20 protein-coding genes and 1 pseudogene are annotated in these 22,896 nt (G+C 27.1%); 5 read left to right on the top strand and 16 right to left on the bottom strand.

Features of this window, described 5'->3' with window-relative positions; all coding sequences use genetic code 11:
- Positions 1-28: 28 nt before the first annotated feature.
- Both Q0733_RS00545 and Q0733_RS00550 read left to right on the top strand, forming a co-directional pair.
- Positions 29-4,165, top strand: coding sequence for a choice-of-anchor L domain-containing protein (locus Q0733_RS00545; protein WP_298777649.1), 4,137 nt, complete (start codon positions 29-31; stop codon positions 4,163-4,165).
- Between the two features lie 56 nt (positions 4,166-4,221).
- The gene (locus Q0733_RS00550; RefSeq protein ID WP_298777651.1) at positions 4,222-4,590 is read left to right on the top strand and encodes a DUF4258 domain-containing protein; all 369 of its coding nucleotides are present in this window, start codon (positions 4,222-4,224) and stop codon (positions 4,588-4,590) included.
- A gap of 116 nt (positions 4,591-4,706) precedes the next feature.
- On the opposite strand, the gene Q0733_RS00555 is transcribed toward Q0733_RS00550, so the two are convergent.
- Positions 4,707-5,372, bottom strand: coding sequence for an RNA methyltransferase (locus Q0733_RS00555; protein ID WP_298777653.1), 666 nt, complete (start codon positions 5,370-5,372; stop codon positions 4,707-4,709).
- A gap of 34 nt (positions 5,373-5,406) precedes the next feature.
- Here Q0733_RS00555 and Q0733_RS00560 point away from each other — a divergent pair, with 34 nt between their 5' ends.
- Positions 5,407-6,090 (top strand): NAD-dependent deacylase, encoded by a 684-nt coding sequence (locus Q0733_RS00560; protein WP_298777655.1) that lies wholly within the window; start codon positions 5,407-5,409, stop codon positions 6,088-6,090.
- Positions 6,091-6,125: 35 nt separating this feature from the next.
- On the opposite strand, the gene Q0733_RS00565 is transcribed toward Q0733_RS00560, so the two are convergent.
- From Q0733_RS00565 to rpsF, 9 genes are all read right to left on the bottom strand, one after another.
- Entirely contained in the window at positions 6,126-6,830 is a 705-nt protein-coding gene (locus tag Q0733_RS00565; RefSeq protein ID WP_298777657.1) for a LytTR family DNA-binding domain-containing protein, read from the bottom strand.
- Positions 6,831-6,838: 8 nt separating this feature from the next.
- Positions 6,839-7,156 (bottom strand): Hpt domain-containing protein, encoded by a 318-nt coding sequence (locus Q0733_RS00570; protein WP_298777659.1) that lies wholly within the window; start codon positions 7,154-7,156, stop codon positions 6,839-6,841.
- A complete protein-coding gene (locus Q0733_RS00575; protein ID WP_298777662.1) occupies positions 7,156-8,214 on the bottom strand; it encodes an ATP-binding protein in 1,059 nt (352 codons plus the stop codon). The genes Q0733_RS00570 and Q0733_RS00575 overlap by 1 nt, the downstream gene beginning before the upstream one ends.
- Positions 8,214-9,350, bottom strand: a complete 1,137-nt coding sequence (locus tag Q0733_RS00580) for an FIST signal transduction protein (RefSeq protein ID WP_298777664.1) — start codon at positions 9,348-9,350, stop codon at positions 8,214-8,216. The genes Q0733_RS00575 and Q0733_RS00580 overlap by 1 nt, the downstream gene beginning before the upstream one ends.
- A gap of 143 nt (positions 9,351-9,493) precedes the next feature.
- Positions 9,494-9,907: a response regulator gene (locus Q0733_RS00585; protein ID WP_298777666.1), complete on the bottom strand. Its 414-nt coding sequence runs from the start codon at positions 9,905-9,907 to the stop codon at positions 9,494-9,496.
- 154 nt (positions 9,908-10,061) lie between these two features.
- Positions 10,062-10,529 carry a DUF6495 family protein gene (locus tag Q0733_RS00590; RefSeq protein ID WP_298777668.1) on the bottom strand — a complete coding sequence of 156 codons (468 nt, stop codon included), beginning with the start codon at positions 10,527-10,529 and terminating at the stop codon, positions 10,062-10,064.
- 63 nt (positions 10,530-10,592) lie between these two features.
- Positions 10,593-11,039 carry a 50S ribosomal protein L9 gene (gene rplI / locus Q0733_RS00595; protein WP_298777670.1) on the bottom strand — a complete coding sequence of 149 codons (447 nt, stop codon included), beginning with the start codon at positions 11,037-11,039 and terminating at the stop codon, positions 10,593-10,595.
- Between the two features lie 14 nt (positions 11,040-11,053).
- On the bottom strand, positions 11,054-11,350 hold the full coding sequence (rpsR, locus tag Q0733_RS00600) for a 30S ribosomal protein S18 (protein WP_105020220.1): 297 nt from the start codon (positions 11,348-11,350) through the stop codon (positions 11,054-11,056).
- A gap of 3 nt (positions 11,351-11,353) precedes the next feature.
- Positions 11,354-11,695, bottom strand: coding sequence for a 30S ribosomal protein S6 (rpsF, locus tag Q0733_RS00605; RefSeq protein WP_298777679.1), 342 nt, complete (start codon positions 11,693-11,695; stop codon positions 11,354-11,356).
- 445 nt (positions 11,696-12,140) lie between these two features.
- Here rpsF and Q0733_RS13100 point away from each other — a divergent pair.
- A pseudogene (locus Q0733_RS13100) lies at positions 12,141-12,533 on the top strand (sterol desaturase family protein).
- Between the two features lie 220 nt (positions 12,534-12,753).
- On the opposite strand, the gene ald reads toward Q0733_RS13100, so the two are convergent.
- The 4 genes from ald to Q0733_RS00635 all read right to left on the bottom strand — a co-directional run bounded on the left by ald (position 12,754) and on the right by Q0733_RS00635 (position 16,609).
- The gene (ald, locus tag Q0733_RS00620) at positions 12,754-13,836 is read right to left on the bottom strand and encodes an alanine dehydrogenase (RefSeq protein WP_298777685.1); all 1,083 of its coding nucleotides are present in this window, start codon (positions 13,834-13,836) and stop codon (positions 12,754-12,756) included.
- A 217-nt stretch (positions 13,837-14,053) separates the two neighbouring features.
- Complete coding sequence (locus Q0733_RS00625; RefSeq protein WP_298777687.1) at positions 14,054-15,145, bottom strand: hypothetical protein; 1,092 nt, start codon at positions 15,143-15,145, stop codon at positions 14,054-14,056.
- Positions 15,146-15,261: 116 nt separating this feature from the next.
- Positions 15,262-16,062, bottom strand: a complete 801-nt coding sequence (locus Q0733_RS00630; protein WP_298777689.1) for a hypothetical protein — start codon at positions 16,060-16,062, stop codon at positions 15,262-15,264.
- Positions 16,049-16,609, bottom strand: a complete 561-nt coding sequence (locus Q0733_RS00635; RefSeq protein WP_298777691.1) for a sigma-70 family RNA polymerase sigma factor — start codon at positions 16,607-16,609, stop codon at positions 16,049-16,051. The genes Q0733_RS00630 and Q0733_RS00635 overlap by 14 nt, the downstream gene beginning before the upstream one ends.
- Positions 16,610-17,147: 538 nt before the next feature.
- Here Q0733_RS00635 and Q0733_RS00640 point away from each other — a divergent pair.
- Complete coding sequence (locus tag Q0733_RS00640) at positions 17,148-18,545, top strand: aminotransferase class V-fold PLP-dependent enzyme (RefSeq protein ID WP_298777693.1); 1,398 nt, start codon at positions 17,148-17,150, stop codon at positions 18,543-18,545.
- A gap of 173 nt (positions 18,546-18,718) precedes the next feature.
- On the opposite strand, the gene mqo is transcribed toward Q0733_RS00640, so the two are convergent.
- Positions 18,719-20,191, bottom strand: a complete 1,473-nt coding sequence (gene mqo, locus Q0733_RS00645; protein WP_298777696.1) for a malate dehydrogenase (quinone) — start codon at positions 20,189-20,191, stop codon at positions 18,719-18,721.
- A gap of 136 nt (positions 20,192-20,327) precedes the next feature.
- Positions 20,328-22,772, bottom strand: a complete 2,445-nt coding sequence (gene priA, locus Q0733_RS00650) for a primosomal protein N' (RefSeq protein WP_298778344.1) — start codon at positions 22,770-22,772, stop codon at positions 20,328-20,330.
- Positions 22,773-22,896: the final 124 nt, after the last annotated feature.

Here is a 22,896-nt window from a genome sequence, read left to right on the forward strand (position 1 = left end):
TACTTTACACCCCAAAAAAATAATTCAAATGAACTTTGTTGTCCCCCCAACAAAAAAAGATTCTATTAATAAGTGTTATAAATTAATTTCACTCTTTTTATTGTTTTTTTATCTTACTATAAACACTACTAATTCGCAAACTGTTTTAGTAGATGACCTATCTTTTAATGCTAATAATTTGACAAACATCTTAGTCACAAGCAATTGTGTAATAACTTCTAATTATGATTTTAGCTCAAAAGAATCTGTAGCATATTTTAATAGTAATAATTCTAGTTTCCCTTTAAAGGAAGGTGTAATTTTAAGAAATGGTAAAGCTAAATTTACAGAAGGAGAGTATAAAGGCCAAAATTTATCAAGTAGTATAAATTCAAATTCAGATGTTGATTTAAAAGAAATTAGTGAGGTTTTTGGACAAACATCAACAATTACTGATGTTAGTTTTATAAGCTTCGATTTTATCTCACAATCTAATGAATTTGACTTTAATTTTGTTTTTGCCTCCAATGAATATGGTGAGTGGCAATGTGGTTATAGTGACATTGTAGGAATTATTTTAACAGATATTAGTACAAATGAAAAAATAAACTTAGCAGTTTTACCAGTAACTAACGATGTAATAACAGTAAAAAATATTAGAGACTCAGAATATAATAGTTCGTGCAACTCAGTAAACTCAAACTATTTTAGTAGATATAACACTATAGATACTTCTTCAACTAATATTAATATGAGAGGTTATACAAAGGTTTTAAATGCTTCTTCAAAAATTGAGGCTAATAAAAAATACAATTTAAAATTTGTGATTGGTGATTATGCAGACTCTAATTTTGATTCTGCTATTTTTATAGAGCCTGGAAATTTTAATATAGATTTTGATATTGGAGAAGATTTTAAAATGTGTGATAATGAACCCTTCACATTAGATACCAAAATTTCTGATAGTACAAATTTTATTTTTGAATGGTATAAAAATGATGTTAAAATTGAAAATGAAACATCATCAATATACAATGGTACCAAGTTAGGAACTTATAAAGTAATAGCAACAAATATTAATGGATGTATCATAACTGATGAAATAATAATCTCAGAATTAGAAATTAAAGTTCCCCCTGCGGATCTTTTTGAATGTGATAATGGAACAGAAGCAATATTTAATATAGGTATTTATGATTTAAATTATTTTAATTTAAATAATGAACGATATAGCCTTTCCTACTATAACTCAATAAATAATTTAAATTCAGATATTCCTATAGGTGTTAGTGATTTAGATAATTATTTAAGTACTGGTAATGAAACTATCTATATAAAAGTAAAAAGTAATTTAAATAATGAATTTTGTAATATTGTATTAGACTTTAAATTAAACATTGTTCAATTTCAGGCAAATAAACCTAATGATATTTTTGTTTGTGAATCATCTAATACAATTAATATCCCATACAATGTAAATAAACAAATTCTAGGTAGTTTAAATGAAGCTGATTACACTATTTCATTTTTTGAGAGTTTTGATAACGCACTAAATAATACCAATGCTATAACTGAAACTGAATCATATAATATAAGCTCACTTACCGCAAAGACTATTTATGCAAGAACTGTAAACAACTCAAATAGCAATTGTTATGATATCATAGATTTTAATATAAACGTAAATGAGTTACCTTTAGTAGATACAATTCAAAACGTTGTCGAATGTTCCAGTTACACTTTACCTCAAATTACAAACGGAAATTATTTTTCCATGCCATATGGTGGAGGAATTCAGTATTTTGCTGGTGATGTAATAACTGAAAATCAATCAATCTATATTTATAATATAAACGAAAATGGGTGTCAAAAACAAACACGATTTTCCATTACAATTATAGAAAACTATAAATTAAACAATATTTATTGTGATAACTTCACATCATTTAGACCTCTATATGGTAATTTTTACACCGCTCCTGGAGGTGAAAACGGTAGTGGTCAATTAATAGAACCAGGTACAGTTTTTACAGAAAATTTAACAATATATTATTACTCAACTATAGATACTGTTTTTTGTTCAGATGAACCAATGGACATAAATATAATTCCAAGTCCAGATGTAGATCAATTAAGTAACAAAGTAACTTGTTCTAGCTACAAATTACCGCCTTTAACAAATGGTAAATATTTTAAATTTAAAAATGGTATTGGTAGTGAAATAATTTCAGGAACAGAAATTACTGAATCTCAACAAATATATATTTATAATGAAAATAAAGGTTGCAGTAAAGAATCAACATTTGAAGTTTTTACAATTGATGTAAATGATTTTGTTGATGTAACTTCTTGTGGAAGTTATACACTACCAGATATAACTATTGGTGGTTATTTTACCGAATCAAACGGTATGGGAGAGTCCATTGAAGCTGGTACGATTATAACAGAATCCAAAAAAATTTTTTACTATGTAAAAACCGATGACGATGTAAATTGTACAAAAGATTTATCATTTCAAATTGATATTTTTCCAATACCTAAGGTAGATAAAATAGATGATGTTATTAGGTGTGTTAATGATCCTTATCAATTACCAGAACTTGTAGATGGTACATATTTTACTAAAACAAATGGTGAAGGGATCAACTTAAAACCTGGAGAATTAATAACTAACTCCACAACAATTTATATTTTTAATCAAAATGAAAACTGCTCCAATGAAACCAATTTTTCAATTGAAATAAGACAATTACCAAAAGCTGAAGTTTTTACAGACGTTTATACATGTGAACCTTTTGTTTTACCTGAACTAAATAACGGAAATTATTTTACTGAACCAAATGGTCAAGGTTTACAATTAAATTTTGGCGATCAAATAACAGAAACATCAACAATATACATTTATAGTGTTGATGAAAAATTAGAAGGATGCGTAAATGAAAATATTTTTTCAGTAATATTTTTAGGAGTAAGTGTTGATGAAATAGAAGATGTAAACTCTTGTGATTCATACATCTTACCTGAGCTATCAGTTGGCGAATACTATACTGAATCTAATGGAAAGGGAACAAAAATGAATGCAGGAGATGTAATAAATAATAATATTACACTTTATATTTATGCTGAAAATGGAAATAGATTTTTTTGTTCTGATGAAAAAACACTTTCGATTAATATTTCCAAAACGCCACAATTAAGTGGGTTTAACAATAAAGAAGCTTGTGGTTTTTTCCTTTTAGAAGATACAAACATTAACCCAGAAGTTAAATTAGAATATTATAGGAAACCTAATAAAGTAGATCTAATAGACTTAAATGAATACTATATCTCTGAAATTGGTACACACTTAATTTATGCTGTAACAAGTTCATTAAAAAATGAAAATTGTTATATTGAGGAGACTTTTACTTTAACAATAAACCCTTCATTAGATCTTAATATTGAAGATGTTTATTTATGTAAAAATGTTGATACTGAGCTCTTTTACAAACCAGTTGAAATAAAATCAGGTTTAGATCCAATTAAATATACAGCAAACTGGTATTATAATAAAGAGCTAGTTGGAACTGGAGTAAATTTTTATGCTACTATAGATGGGACCTACACAATAGAACCAATAGCACTAAATTCAGAAGAAGGAGATAGTAAAGATTGTTATTATAATATTGAAGAAGTAAATGTAATTTCATCGTCACCAAAAGCCAAAATAGTTTATTTAACTGATCCATTTTCTAACAAAACTTCTATAAGAGTTGATATCATAAATCAAAATTTTGGAGAATATGAATATCAATTAAATAAAGGAGATTTTCAAACAGATAATGTATTCACGGATATAGAAACTGGTATTCATTTAATTACTATTAAAGATACAAAAGACATATGCCCAAATATTGTAATTGAATTCACTGCACTAACTTATCCTAAATTTTTTACCCCCAATAATGATGGCAAAAATGATTTTTGGAATATTGATGATTTAAAAAAATATCCAGAAGCAATTATACAAGTATATAATAGAATGGGAGTTTTTATAACTCAATTTAAAGCTTCAGATTTAGGTTGGAACGGACTTAATAAAAATGGAGTAAATGCTATAGAAAACTCATATTGGTTTAGAGTCAATTTTATTTTTGAAGAGAAACCTGCAAAATTTGAAGCATATTTTTCCTTAAAAAGAAATTAGTTAATTTAATTTTTCATCTATAAAATTCAATTATTTTTGCAATTCAATATTTTACGATGTTATTAAAAAGAATAGGATATTTTTTAGTAGGTGTTTCAATTAGTTCTGTAGGAGTTTACTTTTTTTGGCAAAAGAAAAATGCAACTTTTGATTATGGAATGGATGCAAGAACTTTAAAAACTATTAGAATAAAAAAACGTTTTTTTTCTAAAAATGCTAAGAAAGTAATGCAAGAAAAAAATATTGATACAATAAAAATTTCAACAATATTATACAATGGTGATGTTAACTTTGGTAAAAGTACACCAAGAACAAAACCTTGTGCAAATTACTTTATTACAGGTAAAAGAGAATTAAAAAATGTGAGTTTACTTGTTAAACGTTGTGATTCTACTTCTACTATTGAAGAAATCATTGTTAATTAAACAAAAAAAATCTCAAGTTTTAAAATGACAATAATCATTCAAAACTAATTTTAAGTTCTTTATTTTACTTAACACTTAGTACTATTAATTAATATCAACTTTAATTTTTTATAACTTTAAGTCTTATAAAAATGTGCTTCAATTTTATCTACGTTTTTAATTGTCTTTTTTACCCAATTAAAATATAAAATTTCTTTTTCTTGTTTTGATAATTGCCAATTTTGATTAGATTTTTTAAGTTTTGTAGTAATATCTTGTAAAATTATAGCAGCAGCCACAGATATATTTAGACTCTCTGTAAAACCAACCATTGGTATTTTTAAAAACCCATCTGCATTTTCCATAACATAATCAGAAACTCCGTCTGCTTCTGCTCCAAAAACAAAGGCAGATTTTTTGGTGATATCAAAATCATGCAATAAACTTGAATTATGATGAGGTGTTGTTGCTATAATTTGATATCCTTTTTCTTTTAAATTGTCAAAACAAATTTTGGTATTATCACCATCAGATTTATATCGTTTAGATGTTATCCACTTTTGAGAACCTTTTGTTACATATTTAGAAACCCTATTTACATATTTATTTTCTATAACATGTAAATCTTGAATACCAAAAATATCGCAAGTTCTTACAACAGCACTTGCATTATGTGGTTGATAAATATCTTCTAAAACAACAGTAAAATGACGAGTTCTCTCTTCTAAAACTCTTTTAAAAAGGGCCTTTCTTTTATCGGTTAAATAACCTTCAAAATAGTTTAATAATTTTTCATCAATCATAAGTAACAAACTTAAAAATATTATTTTAGCTTTTATGAAAAAATTAGTTATTTTAACTGGCGCAGGAATTTCTGCTGAAAGTGGTATTAAAACTTTTAGAGATGCTGATGGACTTTGGGAAGGTCATGACATTATGCAAGTTGCCTCCCCTGAAGGTTTTGCTAAAAATCCACAATTGGTTTTAGATTTTTACAATCAACGTAGAAAGCAGTTATTAAAAGTAAATCCTAACAAGGCGCATTTTAATTTAGTCGATTTAGAAAAGTATTTTGATGTAGAGATTATTACTCAAAATGTAGATGATTTGCACGAAAGAGCTGGCAGTAAAAATGTAATGCATTTACACGGAGAGCTTTTAAAGGTTAGAAGTATAATAGATGAAACAGATGTACTTGAGTGGAAAAAAGATTTATTTTTAGGAGATTTGTGTTTTAAAAAAAGTCAATTAAGACCACATATTGTTTGGTTTGGTGAGATGGTGCCTTTGCTAGAAAAAGCAATTGAAATAACAAAAAAAGCCGATATTTTAGTAATTATTGGTACTTCTATGCAAGTATATCCTGCTGCAAGTTTAATTAATTATGTAAAACAAGAAATACCTATTTATTTTATTGATTTAAATCCTTCTATTTCAAACAATAATTTTACAAATCTTAAAATTATAAAAAACCCTGCTACTTTAGGTACAGAAAAATTAAAAGAATTACTGAATATTTAATTATTTTAAATAGCTAAATAAAATTTAAAATGATACTATAATAAATCTAACCTTTCCATTAATTCTGGCCTTTTAGAGCGACTAACAGGAACAACATCCTTTTCAATTAAAACACTATTATCCTCTATATCTATAATTTTTTTCAAATTAATTACGTAAGAACGATGAACTTTTAAGAATAAAGATTTTGGTAACTTTTCTTCTATCTTTTTTAAAGTAGAATGTACCACATAATTTTTTTCTTCTGTTTTAATATTGATATAATCTCCTTTAGCTTGGATAAGATAAATACTTTGTAAGTCGATTTTTATTAAACGTCTATCAATGTTAATATAAAAATCATTTTTTACAATCTCTTCATTACTTTGTTTGGCTATTGGTTTTGATATATTGAGTTTTTCTGCCTTTTTTATTGCTTTTTCAAAACGAGTAAACTCTATTGGCTTCAATAAATAATCCACAATAAAGTCATATTCAAAAGCTTCTATAGCAAATCTAGGATCAGATGTAGTACATATAATTTTAGGAGGATCTTTTAACGTTTTAATAAAATCAAAACCGCTAAAATTAGGCATATGAATATCTAAAAATATTAGATCTACATTGTTTTCATTTAAAAATTTTATTGCTTGTATTCCATCAGAAAACTCATCAATTATGTTTAATGACCCTATTTGATCACAAAGAGTTCTAATAATAACTCTTGCCATATTTTCATCATCAATAACAATACAATTCATAATAGCAATTAAATAGTTTCTAAATAATTTGTTATGATAATTAGAACTTTTTCAAACTCTTGTTGACCCTTTATTGATTTCTCTCTAAGGTTATGTTCAAAATCATTAGCTAATTTATAACTCTTTTCCAGCCCTAAAATACTAAATTTATGTTTAAGTCTATGAACATTTTCTTCAATTTTTTCAAAATTATTTTCTTTAACACTTTCGAAATAATCTTTTTTTTCTTGTGGAAATTCTGTTTTTATAACATCAATTAATGTTTTTTTAACAGATTCTTCACCTCTAGATAGTTGATCTATGTAAGATAAATTTGGTTTTGACATTACTTTTTTATTGTAAAGAAAAATGTAGTTTCTATTTTAGGTATAGATTCTAACCAAATTTCTCCATTAAAGGTTTCTACAATTTTTTTAACGATAGATAAACCAATTCCTGTTGATTTAAAATCGTCTTCTAATTTTTGAAATGCAATAAATATTTTATCAAAATACTTCTTTTCTATTCCATTTCCATTATCTTTTACAGAAAACTTCCAAAAATCATTTTGCTCTTCAAAATTAATTTCTACGATACCCTTTTCTTTGTTATTAAATTTTAAACCATTGTGTATTAAATTATAAAAAAGTAAACTTAATCTATGCTGATCTCCTTTAATTATTGGTAAAACTCCATTAACCTTTATTAATGTGTTCTTAGGATTATCTATTTTATCTATTAAATCTTTTATTAAAATATTTAAATCTAAATCGTATAATTTTTTTTCAATTTTACCAATTGTTGAGTATTCTAAAATACCATGAATCAAAGTATCCATTTTCTCTAAATTATTTTTAACTTGAGAAATAACTTCATTACCAGCTTCACCAATCACACTCTTATAATCATCTATAAACCAAGTTACTAATGTATCAATATTTTGGAGTGGTGATTTTAAATCGTGAGAAACCATATGAGCATAGTCATTTAATTCTTGATTTTGACTTTCTAAATCTGTTAGCAATTTATCTTTTAAATTATTTATTTTAATAATTTCTTTGGCTTGATTATCAATAAAATCTGCTAGTTTAAGTGGGTCTAATTCTTCTGATTTTTCATCAATAATATTTCTATTTTTATCAGCATCATAAATTTTTAAAGTATCAATTACACTCTTTAATTTATCGATTACTCTTTTTTGAGATTCTGTTTCTTCTTTTAATAATTTATTGGAAACAAAGAGTTCATCTGAACTAATAGTTGTTGCTCTATGAAGCATAGCAAACTGATCATCGTATGTTCTATATGATTTATCGATTGCTTCTAAAAATAATTCTAAATCTTTATTAGAATGATATTCTTTAGGTAGGTATTTTCTAATTTGTCTTTTTAAAAGAGAATTCATTATTCACTTATTAAAGTAATTGCCATTGTTTGATTGTGTAACTGACAGTTCATTTCTCCATCAAAAGGTGCTATTTCTCCGTAAGAATAAAAACCGCAAACTGTAGTATCTTTTCCAACTATTTCAACAACTTCCTCTACTTCTTCTTCTATTCTTTGGTCTAAAACTAATTTTCTACCAATACAACTAACTAAAATAGAGAGTTGTGGCTTATTTGTTCTTAAATCAATAGCATGTCTAGCTCCACTTTCCGCAGCACTAACAATATTATCTACATTAGTCATCATTAATTGTACAGTAGAGCCTTCTATGATATCACCAGCTAAAATCATTGAGTTATTTGCTTCATCAATATTTAAAATTGTCCTTACAATTGATTTCCTTTCATCTGTTGATTTTACTTTTAAAGGGTACAATAAAGCAGCTCCAGGTAATTCTTTTGATTTATCACCTAAATAAGTTTTATATAAATCTAATGCTGGTTTACCATCTAATTCAAACAACTCATTATTTTCAGACTTTGTTACAATTCTTTCTGGTCCAAAAGGTGTCCATCCGCCATTAGTACCAAATGTGACTTCTAATGAATCTCCATAAAAACCAACAGCAATAATTTCTGCTTCTTTAGGGTTTTCATTATAAGAAGCTAATGTTTTTTCAAACCTTGCGCCATCACCACATAGAGCTCCTGTAATTAAAATATTATCTTCAGTTGCAGAGTTCATTCCTTTAGTGAGTTGACTACCATTTACTATACTTCCTTCAGAAATTACAAAAACATATTTCAATCCTTCTGATGGTAATTGCTCTATTAACTTTTTTCCTGCAACTAAACTACATTTTTCTTTACTAATATCAAAAGTAGAAGTTTTTATTTGAAAACTACTTTTTTCAAATTCTACTGCTGTTATTATAATACAATCATCGTCTACAGAATCTGATGTAATATTCCCTGAAGTAGAACCAAATACGATATGTCCATCTTTAAATATTTCTCTTATTTCAGAGTAAATATTTTTATCTTCCAACATATATCTATTTCCGAACACTAAAACTAAAGGTTCTTTTAGTTCATTTTTTTCAGTAATATATTCAAATTTTTGGTTTTTTGTTTTTTTAAGCTGTACTGTTTGCATCTATAATTTTTTGGGGCGAAATAAAAATTCTGTGCTTTTTAATATTATATTTTCTAATTTAGAAATTATAATCTAAAAATAATTAGATTTTTTTGAAAAAAAAAATCGTGTTATAATTTATGACTATTTTAATAAAAACAGTGTTAAATTTTCTTTAATTCATTCATGCTCCAGTAAGATAAAACAGTTTCTATCTTTTTAACGTAGTCATCATATTTTAAAGGTTTTAAAATATAACCTGACATACCTGTTCTATAACATTCTAATAAATCTTTTTGATTGTTAGATGTTGTTAAAATAATTGTAGGTATATGCTTTAACTCATCATTAGCTTTTAAAATTCTAAGAAATTCAATACCATTTATCTTAGGCATATTTAAATCTAATAAAATAATATCTGGAATATTTGCTTTATTTTCTAAAATACTTAAAGCTTCTTCTCCATTCTTAGCTTCTTGAATAGTATGATTTAATTTTAATAATGAAATAGTTCTTTTCATCTTCATTATTTCAATCAAATTATCTTCTACTAATAAAATTTTTAAAACATTTTGCATTCTAAAATCTTGATACTATTTAATTTTAGGTGAAAAATAACATCATTATTATCATAATTTTTTATAAACAGGATAAAACGATAAAAGTATAAGTTAAAGTACAAAAAAGTATAGACGAATGGTTTTAAGAAAATTTATTTTTTTAGAAATAAATTTATACTATTAGATTGTGAAAAAACTCAAATATTTCTCCTTTAGAAATAGAACTTCCTTTTTCAATTAAGTCAAAAATATCTATATTTCTTTCTTTATCATAAGGCTTTGCCCCTTTAAAAATATCAATAGAATTATCCATTGGGTTATTCATTAACCACTCAAAACCTTCTTGAGTTAATAAATTTATATCCCAATCTATTTTAATAACAATTCTATGTATTTCATCTTTATCAAATTTAAATAAATTAACTGTTGTTTCAGAAAAATGTTCAACATAGTTTGTTTTAGTTAAAACATCTTCCCAAACAATATCAGAAAAAATATTTAACTCTTCTTCTGCAACGTTAGGTTTATCTTTTTTAATTCGATTCCATTCATTAACATCAATTTTTTGTGATGCTAAAAAAAGAGCAAATTCTTTATGTAAACTTTCTAATTGCTCTTTTGTAAGTTGTCTGTATTTCATATCCTAAAATTAAAAAAGCTCGTTATTTCTAACGAGCTTTTTATTTTACTTAAAAGTAAAGTATTATTCAGCAATTACCTCAAAAGTAATGTCTGCAACTACAGCTCTGTGTAAACGCACTGATGCTTGGTATTTACCTAATCTTTTAACAGAACCTCCAACAACTTTTATAAATTTCTTGTCTAATTCTGTTCCAGCTTTTGCTAATGCAGCAGCTAAATCTATGTTGTTTACAGAACCAAATAATTTGTCTCCTGATCCAACTTTAGAAGTTATTTTAATTTCATATCCTTTAATTGTATCTGCTAATACTGTAGCATCTTCAATTAATTTAGCTTCTTTGTAAGCACGTTGTTTTAAATTCTCTGCTAATACTTTCTTTGCAGAAGAAGTAGCTAAAACTGCTTGTCCTGTAGGAATTAAAAAGTTTCTACCATAACCGTTTTTCACAGATACAACATCATCTTTAAATCCTAAATTTTCTACGTCTTGTCTTAATATCAATTCCATGTTCTAGATCTTTATTATTTTAACATATCTCCAACGTAAGGCATTAACGCTAAATGACGCGCTCTTTTAATTGCTTGCGCAACTTTACGTTGATATTTTAATGATGTTCCTGTTAAACGTCTTGGTAAAATTTTACCTTGTTCATTTACTAAATACATTAAGAAATCTGCATCTTTATAATCAATATATTTGATACCTTTTTTCTTAAATCTACAGTATTTTGCTTCTTTTTTAGTGTCAATATCTAATGGTGTTAAATATCTAACATCAGCAGACTTACCTCCTTTTGCTTGTTGTTCTATTGTAGCCATTTCTTATTTTTTTGAAGATTTAACACGTTCTGTTCTAACTTTAGCCCAAGCTGCAGCATGTTTGTCTAGTTTTACAGAAAGATAACGCATAATACTATCATCTCTTCTAAACTCTAACTCAAATGCAGCGATTTCTTCACCGGCAATTTTGTACTCTAATAAGTGATAAAAACCACTTTTTTTCTTTTGAATTGGGTAAGCTAATTTTTTTAAGCCCCAATCTTCTTTTGAGATCATTTCAGCTCCTTTAGAAACTAAATAATCTTCGAACTTTTGTACTGTCTCCTTTATCTGAATATCAGATAAAACGGGATTCAAAATGAAAACAGTTTCGTAATGATTCATAAATTAAATATTTATTGTTTATTTTTAAGGCTGCAAATATACAAACTTTTTTGTTCTTATTTGCATCTTTTTTAATACAAAATTATCTTATTATTATAATATAAAAAACAAGCTAATTTTTAATATCGAATACCTGAAAATCCTAACTTAATTAATTAGCAATTCCTTTTTTTGAAATTACTGTTATTATTGAAATTGTTTTAGCAGTAAAAATAAAAATAGATAATTACGAATTTAAAGGGTCAGGCACTTCCATTATCATGAGATTAGGAAATGTTGTAATTGGTTTATTTACCAAAGGACTAATTTTAACTACTTATTATTTAATGTATAATTTTTATCATTTATTTGAAATCTCTTTTGTTTGCTAGGCTTGGATTCTAGTCCTATTTACAGAAGATTTTACTATTATTGGTTTCATAGAGTTAGTCATGAAAGTATTTTTTTGGGGGCAAGTCATCTAATACATCATTCATCTCTAAGGTATAATTTAAGTACAACAATAAGACAAACTTGGTCTGGTGGTTTTTATACATTTACATTTTGGTTACCATTAATTTTAATTGGGTTTCATCCAGTAATGGTTTTGGTACAAATGTCTATCAGTTTAATTTATTAATATTGGATTCATACAGAATTAATTGATAAAATGCCAAAGTGGTTTGAATATATTTTTAACACCCCTAATTATCATAGAATACAACATGCAAAAAAACCTCAGTATTTAGACAGAAATCATTCCAGTAATTTTATTATTTGGGATAGACTTTTTGACACTTTTAAGCAAGAAATAGAAAAACCAATATATGGTTTGGTAAAAAATATTTACACGTATTAATCCTAAAAAATTGTTTTTATTGAATAGTTAAATATGTTTTCTGACCTTTTTACATCAAAAACATCTATTATAAACAATTAAAACCTCCTGGTTGGAAACACGATGGAACAGGAGTTTTATCAAAAAAAATTAAGAAAAGTATGGACTAAAAATAAAAAGTAATAATTGCCACGAATTCACTTTTAAATTTATAACTGTGAATTCGTGACAAAGAATATTATTAATCAAAAATACCTTCTAATTCTTTATATACAATTCCTCCTTTTACAATATTTAATCCTTTTGCTAAAGATTCATCATTTGCACAGGCATTTTCCCATCCTAAATTAGCAAGTTTTAAAATATAAGAAAGTGTAACATTTGTTAATGCCATTGTAGAAGTATAAGGTACTGCACCTGGCATATTTGCTACACAATAATGCACTACATCATCTATAATATATGTTGGATCTTTATGTGTAGTTGCTTTTGTAGTTTCAAAACAGCCTCCTTGGTCTACAGCTACATCAACAACAACAGTTCCTGGGCGCATTTCTTTAAGCATATCTTTAGTTATTAATTTTGGAGCTTTACCTCCTTTTACTAAAACACCACCAATAATTAAATCATGCGTTTTTATATGCTGTCTAATACTATATTCACTAGAAAAGCCTGTTACTACATGATTTGGTAAAACATCATTTACATAACGTAAACGTTTCATATTAATATCTAAAATTGTAACGTGTGCACCTAAACCTGCAGCCATTTTTGCCGCTTGTACACCAACAACACCAGCACCTAAAACTAATACTTTACCAGGGGTAACACCAGGAACTCCACCTAATAAAATTCCACGTCCTTTAACTGGTTTTTCTAAATATTTTGCGCCTTGTTGAATAGACATTCGCCCAGCAACTTCAGACATTGGCGTTAATAATGGCAAAGTACCATCTTCATCTTCAACTGTTTCATATGCAATGCAAATTGCTTTACTTTTAATCATTGCTTTTGTAAGTGGCTCACTAGAAGCAAAATGGAAATATGTAAATACAATTTGATTTTCTTTAATTAAAGGGTACTCTAATGCTATTGGCTCTTTTACTTTAACAATCATATCACTTTGACTGTAAACATCTTCAATTGTTGGTAATATTGAAGCACCAACTCTAACATAATCTTTGTCAAAAAAACCACTTCCTTCTCCTGCTTTAGATTGAACATAAACAGTATGATTATTTTTTGTTAATGAAAAAACACCAGCAGGGGTCATACCCACTCTACTTTCATTATTTTTAATTTCTTTTGGAATCCCAATTTTCATTTTTGCTTAAATTTGATGTTTATAAGCGAGTAAATTTACTAGGTTTTACAATGAATTTAGAATAAAATTTATACTGTTTTAATTTTTATCAATCTTTAAAAAAAATTATAAAAAAATAACAAAATTCTCATCTTTAAAATTGAATTTTACACAATTAATAAAAGTCAACTTTTTAGGGTTGACTTTTGTTAAATTTCAATTATAATTTTAGATGTAATTAATTCAAATCTAATCGAACTCCTAGTGAAATGTTTCTAGTATCTGTGTTTTTAAATAATGGGTTTAAATCATATTTTACATAAAAACTGGCATCTCTGTAACCAATATAACTACTAAGTCCATAATTAAGAGTATTCATATTAAAGTTATTGTATTGCACTTCTTCTATTTCTACCCCATTTAAATCTGTATATTCTAAATATTGCCTTGTACCTAATTTAAAACCTATAAAACCTCCAACTCCAAAACGAACTGATCTGTTTGTTCTATCTTTTACAAAACCATTATCATATGTTTTATTTTTAGAGAAATCCCATTCTAAATGCACAGGGAAATTCATTTGCACATGACGTAATCTACTTTCTGTTAAAACTTCATCAATTCTTGTTTCTAAATTTGTTGTATTACCATCAAAAACATGTTGTTGATTATCTTTTAATCTTAAATTATTCCATAGAAAAGATACCCCATATTTAAAGTATAATTTTGAAGGTTCTTTTGTAAAACGTGTTTTCCATGTCCAACCTAATTCATAAAAATGAGATTGCCAAAACTTATATTTTGAGTTTTCTAAACTTGATAAATCATCATTATTAAGAACATTATTTAACCCCATTGCAAATACAAACTGAGAGGTTGTAACTCTATTACTTTTCTTTTTTCTTTTATCTTTTTCCTCTTCAGAACTTCCTTTGTTAATATTTAATCTAAATGTTTTATTACCTATTGTAAACGTATTTTCATCATCTTCAGTAGTAATCTCTTCATCAGCACTTGCAATTTTTCCATTGGTTTTGTCTTGCACTAAAATTTGTAAAAAAAGTTCTTGCTCTCCAACCAAATTCTCTATCTGTCTGGCGTGATAAGATGCAGCTGTTTTTTTCTGGTTTTCAGCATCTGATTTTGACACTTCTCCTTTTTCTAACTTTTTATCTATTGCTATAACTTTTAGCTTTAAAGAATCTTTTTGTTGCTTGGTAATTTCTTCAATTTTTTTTGATATTTTTCTTACTTCACTCTCAAAAGTTTTTACTTGAGATTGGGCAATAGTTGTACAAAACAACACTAATAATAGTAGTATTCTTTTCATTTTTATAGATTTTAAAGTTTTATTTATTTTATTTGTATTTATAAGAATTTTAAGACGAAGTAATCTATTTTTTTAAACTAAGATTACTTCAAATTTTGCAATGAGTTTTCAATTATTTAATCATTTCTACTTGCAATTACTGTAGCAATATCAGAGACTCTTCTTTTCAAAGTTTTCATGAAATTATTTTGAAAATCATCATCAATAATAGTGCGCTCTACTTCTGCTAAAATAGTTTCAGGATTTACCTTTAAATTCGATTTTTTGAGCTCACTTTTTATCGTATTTAAAACCTCAATTCTGTTTATATTATTTTTTGCATAATAGGTTTTTACTTCTTGTGGCGAATGTGTTACTGCGAATAACAGATCATCACTATTAATTTTAATTCTACTATTTGAGTTTTGCTGTAAAGCATTTTTTGATTTTTTTTCATCTAAAATCACATCTCTTTTAGCTACTTGTACAATTACTTTTTCTTTATTGTTAATTTCATCATTTTTTGCAATATTTACTTGTTTTTGCTTTGGATAAAATTCTTCTTTTATTAAAATAACAGTTGCATTATTTTTATCATTTTCTTCTACTTTATCAACTTTTACAATAGCTTCTTCTTTTGGAATTTCATTGATAAATTTATCTATACTTTTATCAATATTTTCAACATCTAATATTTCTTTTACAATTATGTTTTCTGGCATAATTTGATCATCATTCTTTGAGAAAATCTGAAATCCAACCATTATTAAAAGTAAAATACTTGCTGCTGCTCCTATATAAAAAAACCACCCTCTTTTCTTTTGCTTAGGTTGCTCATCTAGTTGAGCTGATAAACGCTCCCAAGCAGAAGCTGATGGTTGAAAAGTTCTGTTTTGCAACTTTTCTTTTATGTTATTATCTAAATTATTTTTTTGCATGTATTGTTTTGTTCATTTTATAATAATTCTCTTGCAATAATTTTCTTGCTTTAAACAATTGCGATTTTGATGTACTTTCAGAAACTCCTAATTTCTTTGCAATTTCTGAATGTTTATAACCTTCAATGGCGAATAAATTAAACACCATTTTGTAACCTTCTGGTAATTTATCAATCAGTTTTTGAATATCTTCTACAGAGGTGTTTTCTAAACTTTCTGTGGCAGAATCATTAAAAACATAATCTTCATCAGATAAATCTACAATGTTCTTTTTTCGCAAATAAGAGATGCACGTGTTCACCATAATTCTACGAATCCAACCTTCAAAACTACCCTCGTTTTTAAACTTGTCTAAGTTGATAAAAACTTTTAAAAAACCTTGCAACATTAAATCTTCTGCATGATGTAAATCTTTTACATACTGCCTGCAAACACCCAACATTTTAGGCGAATGCTGCTCAAACAATTGTTGTTGCGCTTCTCTATTATTGTGTATCGCTTTTTTAATGAGCGAAGTTTGGTTGTTATGCAATGATATAATTTTCAAGCCTCTTAGTTCGTTTTTAACTGCCTTACAAATATATAGACTACATAAGTTTTAAAAAGGTTGCTTGAGGGTAAAAAAAATGAAGTTTTTTATACCCACTCTTTATGGATTAACTTTTAGTTGGTATATTTATTAATATTATTTTTTTAGGTCTAAAAAAAGACAAATCGGAATTTATAGATTTGTTATATTTACATTAAGAATGTAAATAAAGCTTTATCAAATCAAGTTAGAGCTGACAACTTAAAATTGACTAAAAAAACCAGAAAATAATTTCCCTCCTCATTTAGAACTAGGTCATTTTGATTTTGGAGTTTGTCTCGTTTTTATTAAAAATAAAGCTAATTTATAACAATCACAATATCTAATATATGTCTCAATTACAAAAACCTGATCTTGTTACAGAGACAAGGTTAGGTAAATGAGTCTAATTTAAAAGAAATGAACAAAACATTAAAAAATACATTAATCAACTTAATAGCGAACTTTAAGTTTTATATATATAATTCGATAATTCTCTATTTATAAATTAATTAAAATGAAAAGCAAAATTCAACATAAAATGTTTCAAGAAATTAGAAACAAAGAAATATTTAAGCAATCACATCAGTATTCATTTGAATATTTAGAAAACATTTTTGACCGAAATGTTTACCCAACAGAAGAAGCTGTCAAAAACTTATCGATATTTAACGAAAAACTACCAACTGATTCTACTAATGCTAAAAGTGTTATAGAACAATTAAATAAATATGGAAGTCCAGCAACAACAGCAACATTAGGCGGGAGATATTTTGGATTTGTAACCGGAAGCGCTATCCCTGTTGGTTTGGCAGCCAAAAATTTAGGAACTTACTGGGATCAAGCACCAGCAATGAAAGTTTTATCACCAATAGGTAGTAAACTAGAATCGGTTGTTGAAAAATGGTTGGTGGATTTATTTAGTTTACCTCAAAATACATCCGCAGGGTTTGTAAGCGGAACATCAACAGCTAATTTATGTGGTTTGGCAGCTGCAAGATATCGCATTCTGCAAAGGAATAATTGGGATATAAATGAGAAAGGTCTTAGAAATTCACCCAAAATTAGAATTGTAACAGGAAAACAATCGCATTCAACAGTTCTAAAAGCAATAGGAATATTAGGCTTAGGAACAGAAAATATTGAATGGGTAAACGTAGACAATCAAGGCAGAATTATTCCTGATTTAATTCCTGAATTAGATGAAAATACAATTCTGATTTTACAAGCAGGTAATGTAAATAGTGGTGCATTTGATAACTTTGAAATTATTTGTAAGAAAGCAAATAAAGCTAATGCTTGGATTCATATTGATGGTGCATTCGGTTTGTGGGCTGAAGCAGTAAATGAATTAAAATATTTAACTAAAGGAATAGGAAATGCTACTTCTTGGGCTGTAGATGGACACAAAACATTAAACACGCCTTATGATTGTGGTATTATATTATGTTCTGACCAAGAGGCAATGACTTCTGCGCTTCATATGGCTGGAAGCTATATTATAGAAAGCACTGAAAGAGACGGAATGTTTTATACACCCGAAATGTCTCGAAGAGCTAGAATAATTGAATTATGGTCTATAATGAAGTATCTAGGGAAAAATGGAATTGATGAAATGATTCTAACGATGAATCGAAGAGCAAAACAATTTGCTGAAGAAATAGAAAAAATAGAAGGTTTTCACGTTGAAAATGACATTGTTTTTAATCAAGTAATTGTTAAATGTGATTCGGATAAAATTACCAAACAAGTATTAAGTAATATTCAAATGTTAAGAGAATGTTGGTTAGGTGGCTCAATGTGGTTAGGTAAAAAAGTTATGAGAGTGAGTATATGCTCTTGGGCAACTACTGAAAATGATATATCTAAATCTGTAAAATCATTTAAAAAAGCATTAAAATTAGCTAACAGATAAAGTGTATAAAAATAGCAGTTTAATTACTAAAATAAAAAAAGACTTTATAACAAATGTTAAGTTTATTTTGAATAAATGAATACTTAAAAATCTACCAATCTTCTTTTATAAAATATGAATATATATCCCTATAGAAAATAAAAAAATAAATTTAGACTGGTTTAAAAAAACTTTTACAACATTAATGTTTTTTTACTTTTAGTCAACTGTTCATCAAACAATTCTTTAGTAATTTCAGTTTTATAAAAAGGAACAATTTCTTTTAGTTTTTCTTTTCCATTTTTAGAATTTATCAATTCAGGAAATGCTTTTTCAATTACTTCTAACATAATTGAGGTTGCAGTAGAAGCTCCAGGAGAAGCACCTAACAAACAAGTTATACCACCATCTTTACTCGAAATAACTTCTGTACCAAATTGTAATTTTCCGCCTTCAAATTCATCCTTTTTAATAATTTGTACTCTTTGACCCGCTTTTACAACATCCCAATCTTTACTATCAGCATTTTTCATAAACTTACGTAAAGAAGCCATTCTGTCTTCTTTACTCATCATTACTTGTTCTACTAAATATTTAGTGAGTGGTAAATTGTGCCAAAAAGCACCTAACATAGAAGGGATATTATCAAATTTAATAGATTTAAACAAGTCTAAATTAGAACCTTCTTTTAAAAATTTAGGACTAAAACCTGCAAAAGGACCAAACATTAATTGACGTTTTCCGTCTATAAAACGCGTATCTAAATGCGGAGTTGACATTGGCGGATCTCCTAAACCAGCTTTACTATATACTTTTGCATTATGCTGTTTTATAATTTCTTCATTGTTACAAACTAACCATTCTCCACTTACAGGAAAACCTCCATATCCTTCTTTTTCTTCAATTTCAACTTTTTGCAATAAAAGTAAACTACCACCTCCTGCTCCAATAAATACATGTTCTGCTTCTAAATTATATTTCTCTTTGGTTTTTAAATTTTTAACTTCAACCGTCCAATCTAAATCTGTATCAGGGTCAATATCTTGTACCTCCATATGACAATGAACTGGTGTATTAAATTCGGTTTCTAAAATAGAAAAAAGCTTTTCAGTTAAAATACCATAATTCATTTCTGTACCTCTATCAATTCTAGAAGCGGCCATAATTTCTTCTTGGGTTCTATCATTTGCAATTAAAGGAAACCACTCTTTCATTTTACTGATATCTTTTGTAAACTCAATAGAATCAAACTTAAAATGATCTTTCATTTCATTGAATCTTCTTTCTAAATAATCTACATTTTCTTGCCCTAAAACCCAACTATGATGTTTTACTGATGTAATAAATTCATTCGGATTTTCTAGTAATCCTTTTTTTGTTAAATAAGACCAAAACTGTTTTGAAACTTCATATTGCGTACAAATATCAATTGCTTTTTTTATGGATACTTTTCCGTCCTCTTGCGGACAATAATTTAGTTCACACAAAGCAGAATGACCTGTACCAGCGTTATTCCAAGCAGCAGAACTTTCTTGTGCAACTTTATCTAAACGTTCTAAAATTAAAATATTTTTTTTAGGATCTAATAATTTGGTAATTAAAGCCAAAGTAGCACTCATAATTCCACCACCAACACATATTAAATCATATTCTTTTTTTGATTTCATAAATAAATTTTAGTTTGATAAATATATGTTTATTTTTTCTTCGAAAAAAGTTATGTTACAAAACTTCAATAAAAAATCGTAAAGAAAAACATAAGAGTAATTACTCAATTAGGAAAGATTAAAGTGAGCTAATTTGTTAATAAGCATCTACATCAATAATAAACCTAATAGGTCTAAAATCTTTAACAGCTTCAAATGTATTTTTAATTTTAAAAACCTGATTCTTAGTCATTTTTAAACTCTGTTTTGGTGGAATTTTAATTATCAAATTCTTAATATATTGATTTCTTATTCTTGATACTGCAGGTGCAGTAGGTCCTAAAACATGTTCTCCAAAAGAAGTATATAATGCTTTAAATAACCAATTAATTCCACTATCAACTTTGTTATAATCTTTGTGCTTTAAAGTAATTTTTATCAATCGATAATAAGGTGGATATTTATACTGCCAACGTTCTTGCAACTGCTCTTTATACATTTCTAAATAAGCTGTTGTTGAAACTTGTTGCAATATTTGATGATAAGAGTTATAGGTCTGAATTGCTACATTACCTTGTTTTTTACTTCTACCAGATCTACCAGAAACTTGTACCATCATTTGATAAGCACGTTCATGTGCTCTAAAATCTGGAAAATTTAACATACTATCTGCATTTAAAATACCAACCAAAGAAACATTATTAAAATCTAATCCTTTAGAGAGCATTTGTGTACCAACCAAAATGTCTATTTCTCTAGCTTCAAAAGCGCCAATGATTTTCTGATAACCAAATTTACCACGGGTAGTATCCAAATCCATTCTTCCTATTTTAAAATCTGGAAAAAGTTCTTTTAATTCCAACTCAATTTGCTCTGTTCCAAAACCTTTGGTATCTAGTGTATTACTTCCACAGGCTCCACAACTATTTGGCATAGCACGCTGATAATTACAATAGTGACATCGTAATTCATGCCTAAATTTATGGTAGGTTAAACTAACATCGCAATTAGGGCATTGAGGAGAAACCCCACAGGTTTTACACTCTACAACTGGCGAAAACCCTCTCCTATTTTGAAATAAAATAACTTGTTCTTTTAAATCTAAAGCCTCTTCAATTAACTTGAGCATTGTATCTGAGAAATGACCTTTCATTTCCTTTTTTCTATGCTTTTCTTTAACATCAATTAATTGAATTTTAGGCAGTTGCACATTTCCAAAACGTCTATTTAATTCAATAAAACCATACTTTTTTTGTTGTGCATTAAAATAACTTTCTAAAGATGGTGTAGCAGAACCTAGTAATATTTTTGCATTATGAAACTTTGCTAAAACAATAGCGGCATCACGTGCATTATATCTTGGTGAAGGCTCAAATTGTTTATAAGAAGTTTCGTGTTCTTCATCAACAATTATCAATCCTAGATTAGAAAATGGTAAAAATATTGAAGAACGAGCACCTAATATTATTTGTGCTTTTGGCTTGTTTTCAAGTACATTATTCCACACTTCTACTCTTTCATTCATAGAATATTTTGAGTGAAATACAGAAATTTTATTTCCAAAATATACTTGCAATCTCGTAATTATTTGTGTTGTTAAAGCTATTTCTGGCAATAAAAACAGCACTTGTTTCCCTGTATCTAAAATTTCTTGAATTAACTTTGTATATACTTCCGTTTTACCAGAACTTGTAATTCCGTGTAAAAGTGTTACATCTTTTTCTTTAAAAGATTCTTTGATATCACAAAATGCCTTTTCTTGAAATTCATTCAACTTTTTTAAATCATTTGTACCACCTTTAAAACTAATTCTATCAGTTTGAATATGATAAAACTCGAAAATATTTTTATCCACCAAAGATTTTAAAATTGAAGAAGAAACATTTACTTTTTTTTCTAAATCCTTTGCTTTAATTGGTTTTTTAGATGATGATAATTGAAAAAATCCTAAAACTGCTTCTCGTTGTTTTTTTGCTCTTGATAATTCTTCTAACAATTTATTTAAAGAATCATCACTTGAATAATCTGAATGCAAACGAACATACTTTACCAATTTTGGCTTGTATTGTTCATAAATTTCTTCCTTAATTGTAACTGCTGATTTTTTTATCAATTCGTTTACAATTGGCATTACTTTTTTCTTTCCTAAGATATCAACAACTTGATGAATTGTAAGCTGAGATTGATGTTGTAAAGCTTCGAAAATCAAAAACTCATCATCTGCTAAAATAGATTCTTCTGAGAATGTTTCATTTTTAAGAATAATAGTTTCACTTTCTAATAAAAAAGAAGAAGGTAATGAAGCTCTATAAACATCGCCTAAAGAACACATATAGTAATTTGCAGTCCATTGCCAATGTTGTAATTGCATCTCATTTACTAAAGGTACTTCATCTAAAATTTGATGAATTTCTTTTGCTTCATATAAAGTTGGTGACGTTTTATGAATATTAAAGACTAAACCCGTAAAAATTTTACTTTTACCAAAAGAAACAGCAACTCTCATTCCTTTTTTAAGAAAATTAAACTCCTCTTCTGTTACAGAATAAGTAAAGGTTTTAGGAATTGGAATGGGTAATATGAGGTCTATAAAATAAATAATTGTTTAACTTTAAAGTTCTAATATCAAAACTAAATAAAATATACTATATGTAAACATATTTATGTTATTAATACCTTAAAAGTATATTTACAAAAAACTAAAAATTAAAAGAATAATTATTAAA

Source organism: uncultured Polaribacter sp., assembly GCF_947500975.1.
Classification (GTDB): domain Bacteria; phylum Bacteroidota; class Bacteroidia; order Flavobacteriales; family Flavobacteriaceae; genus Polaribacter.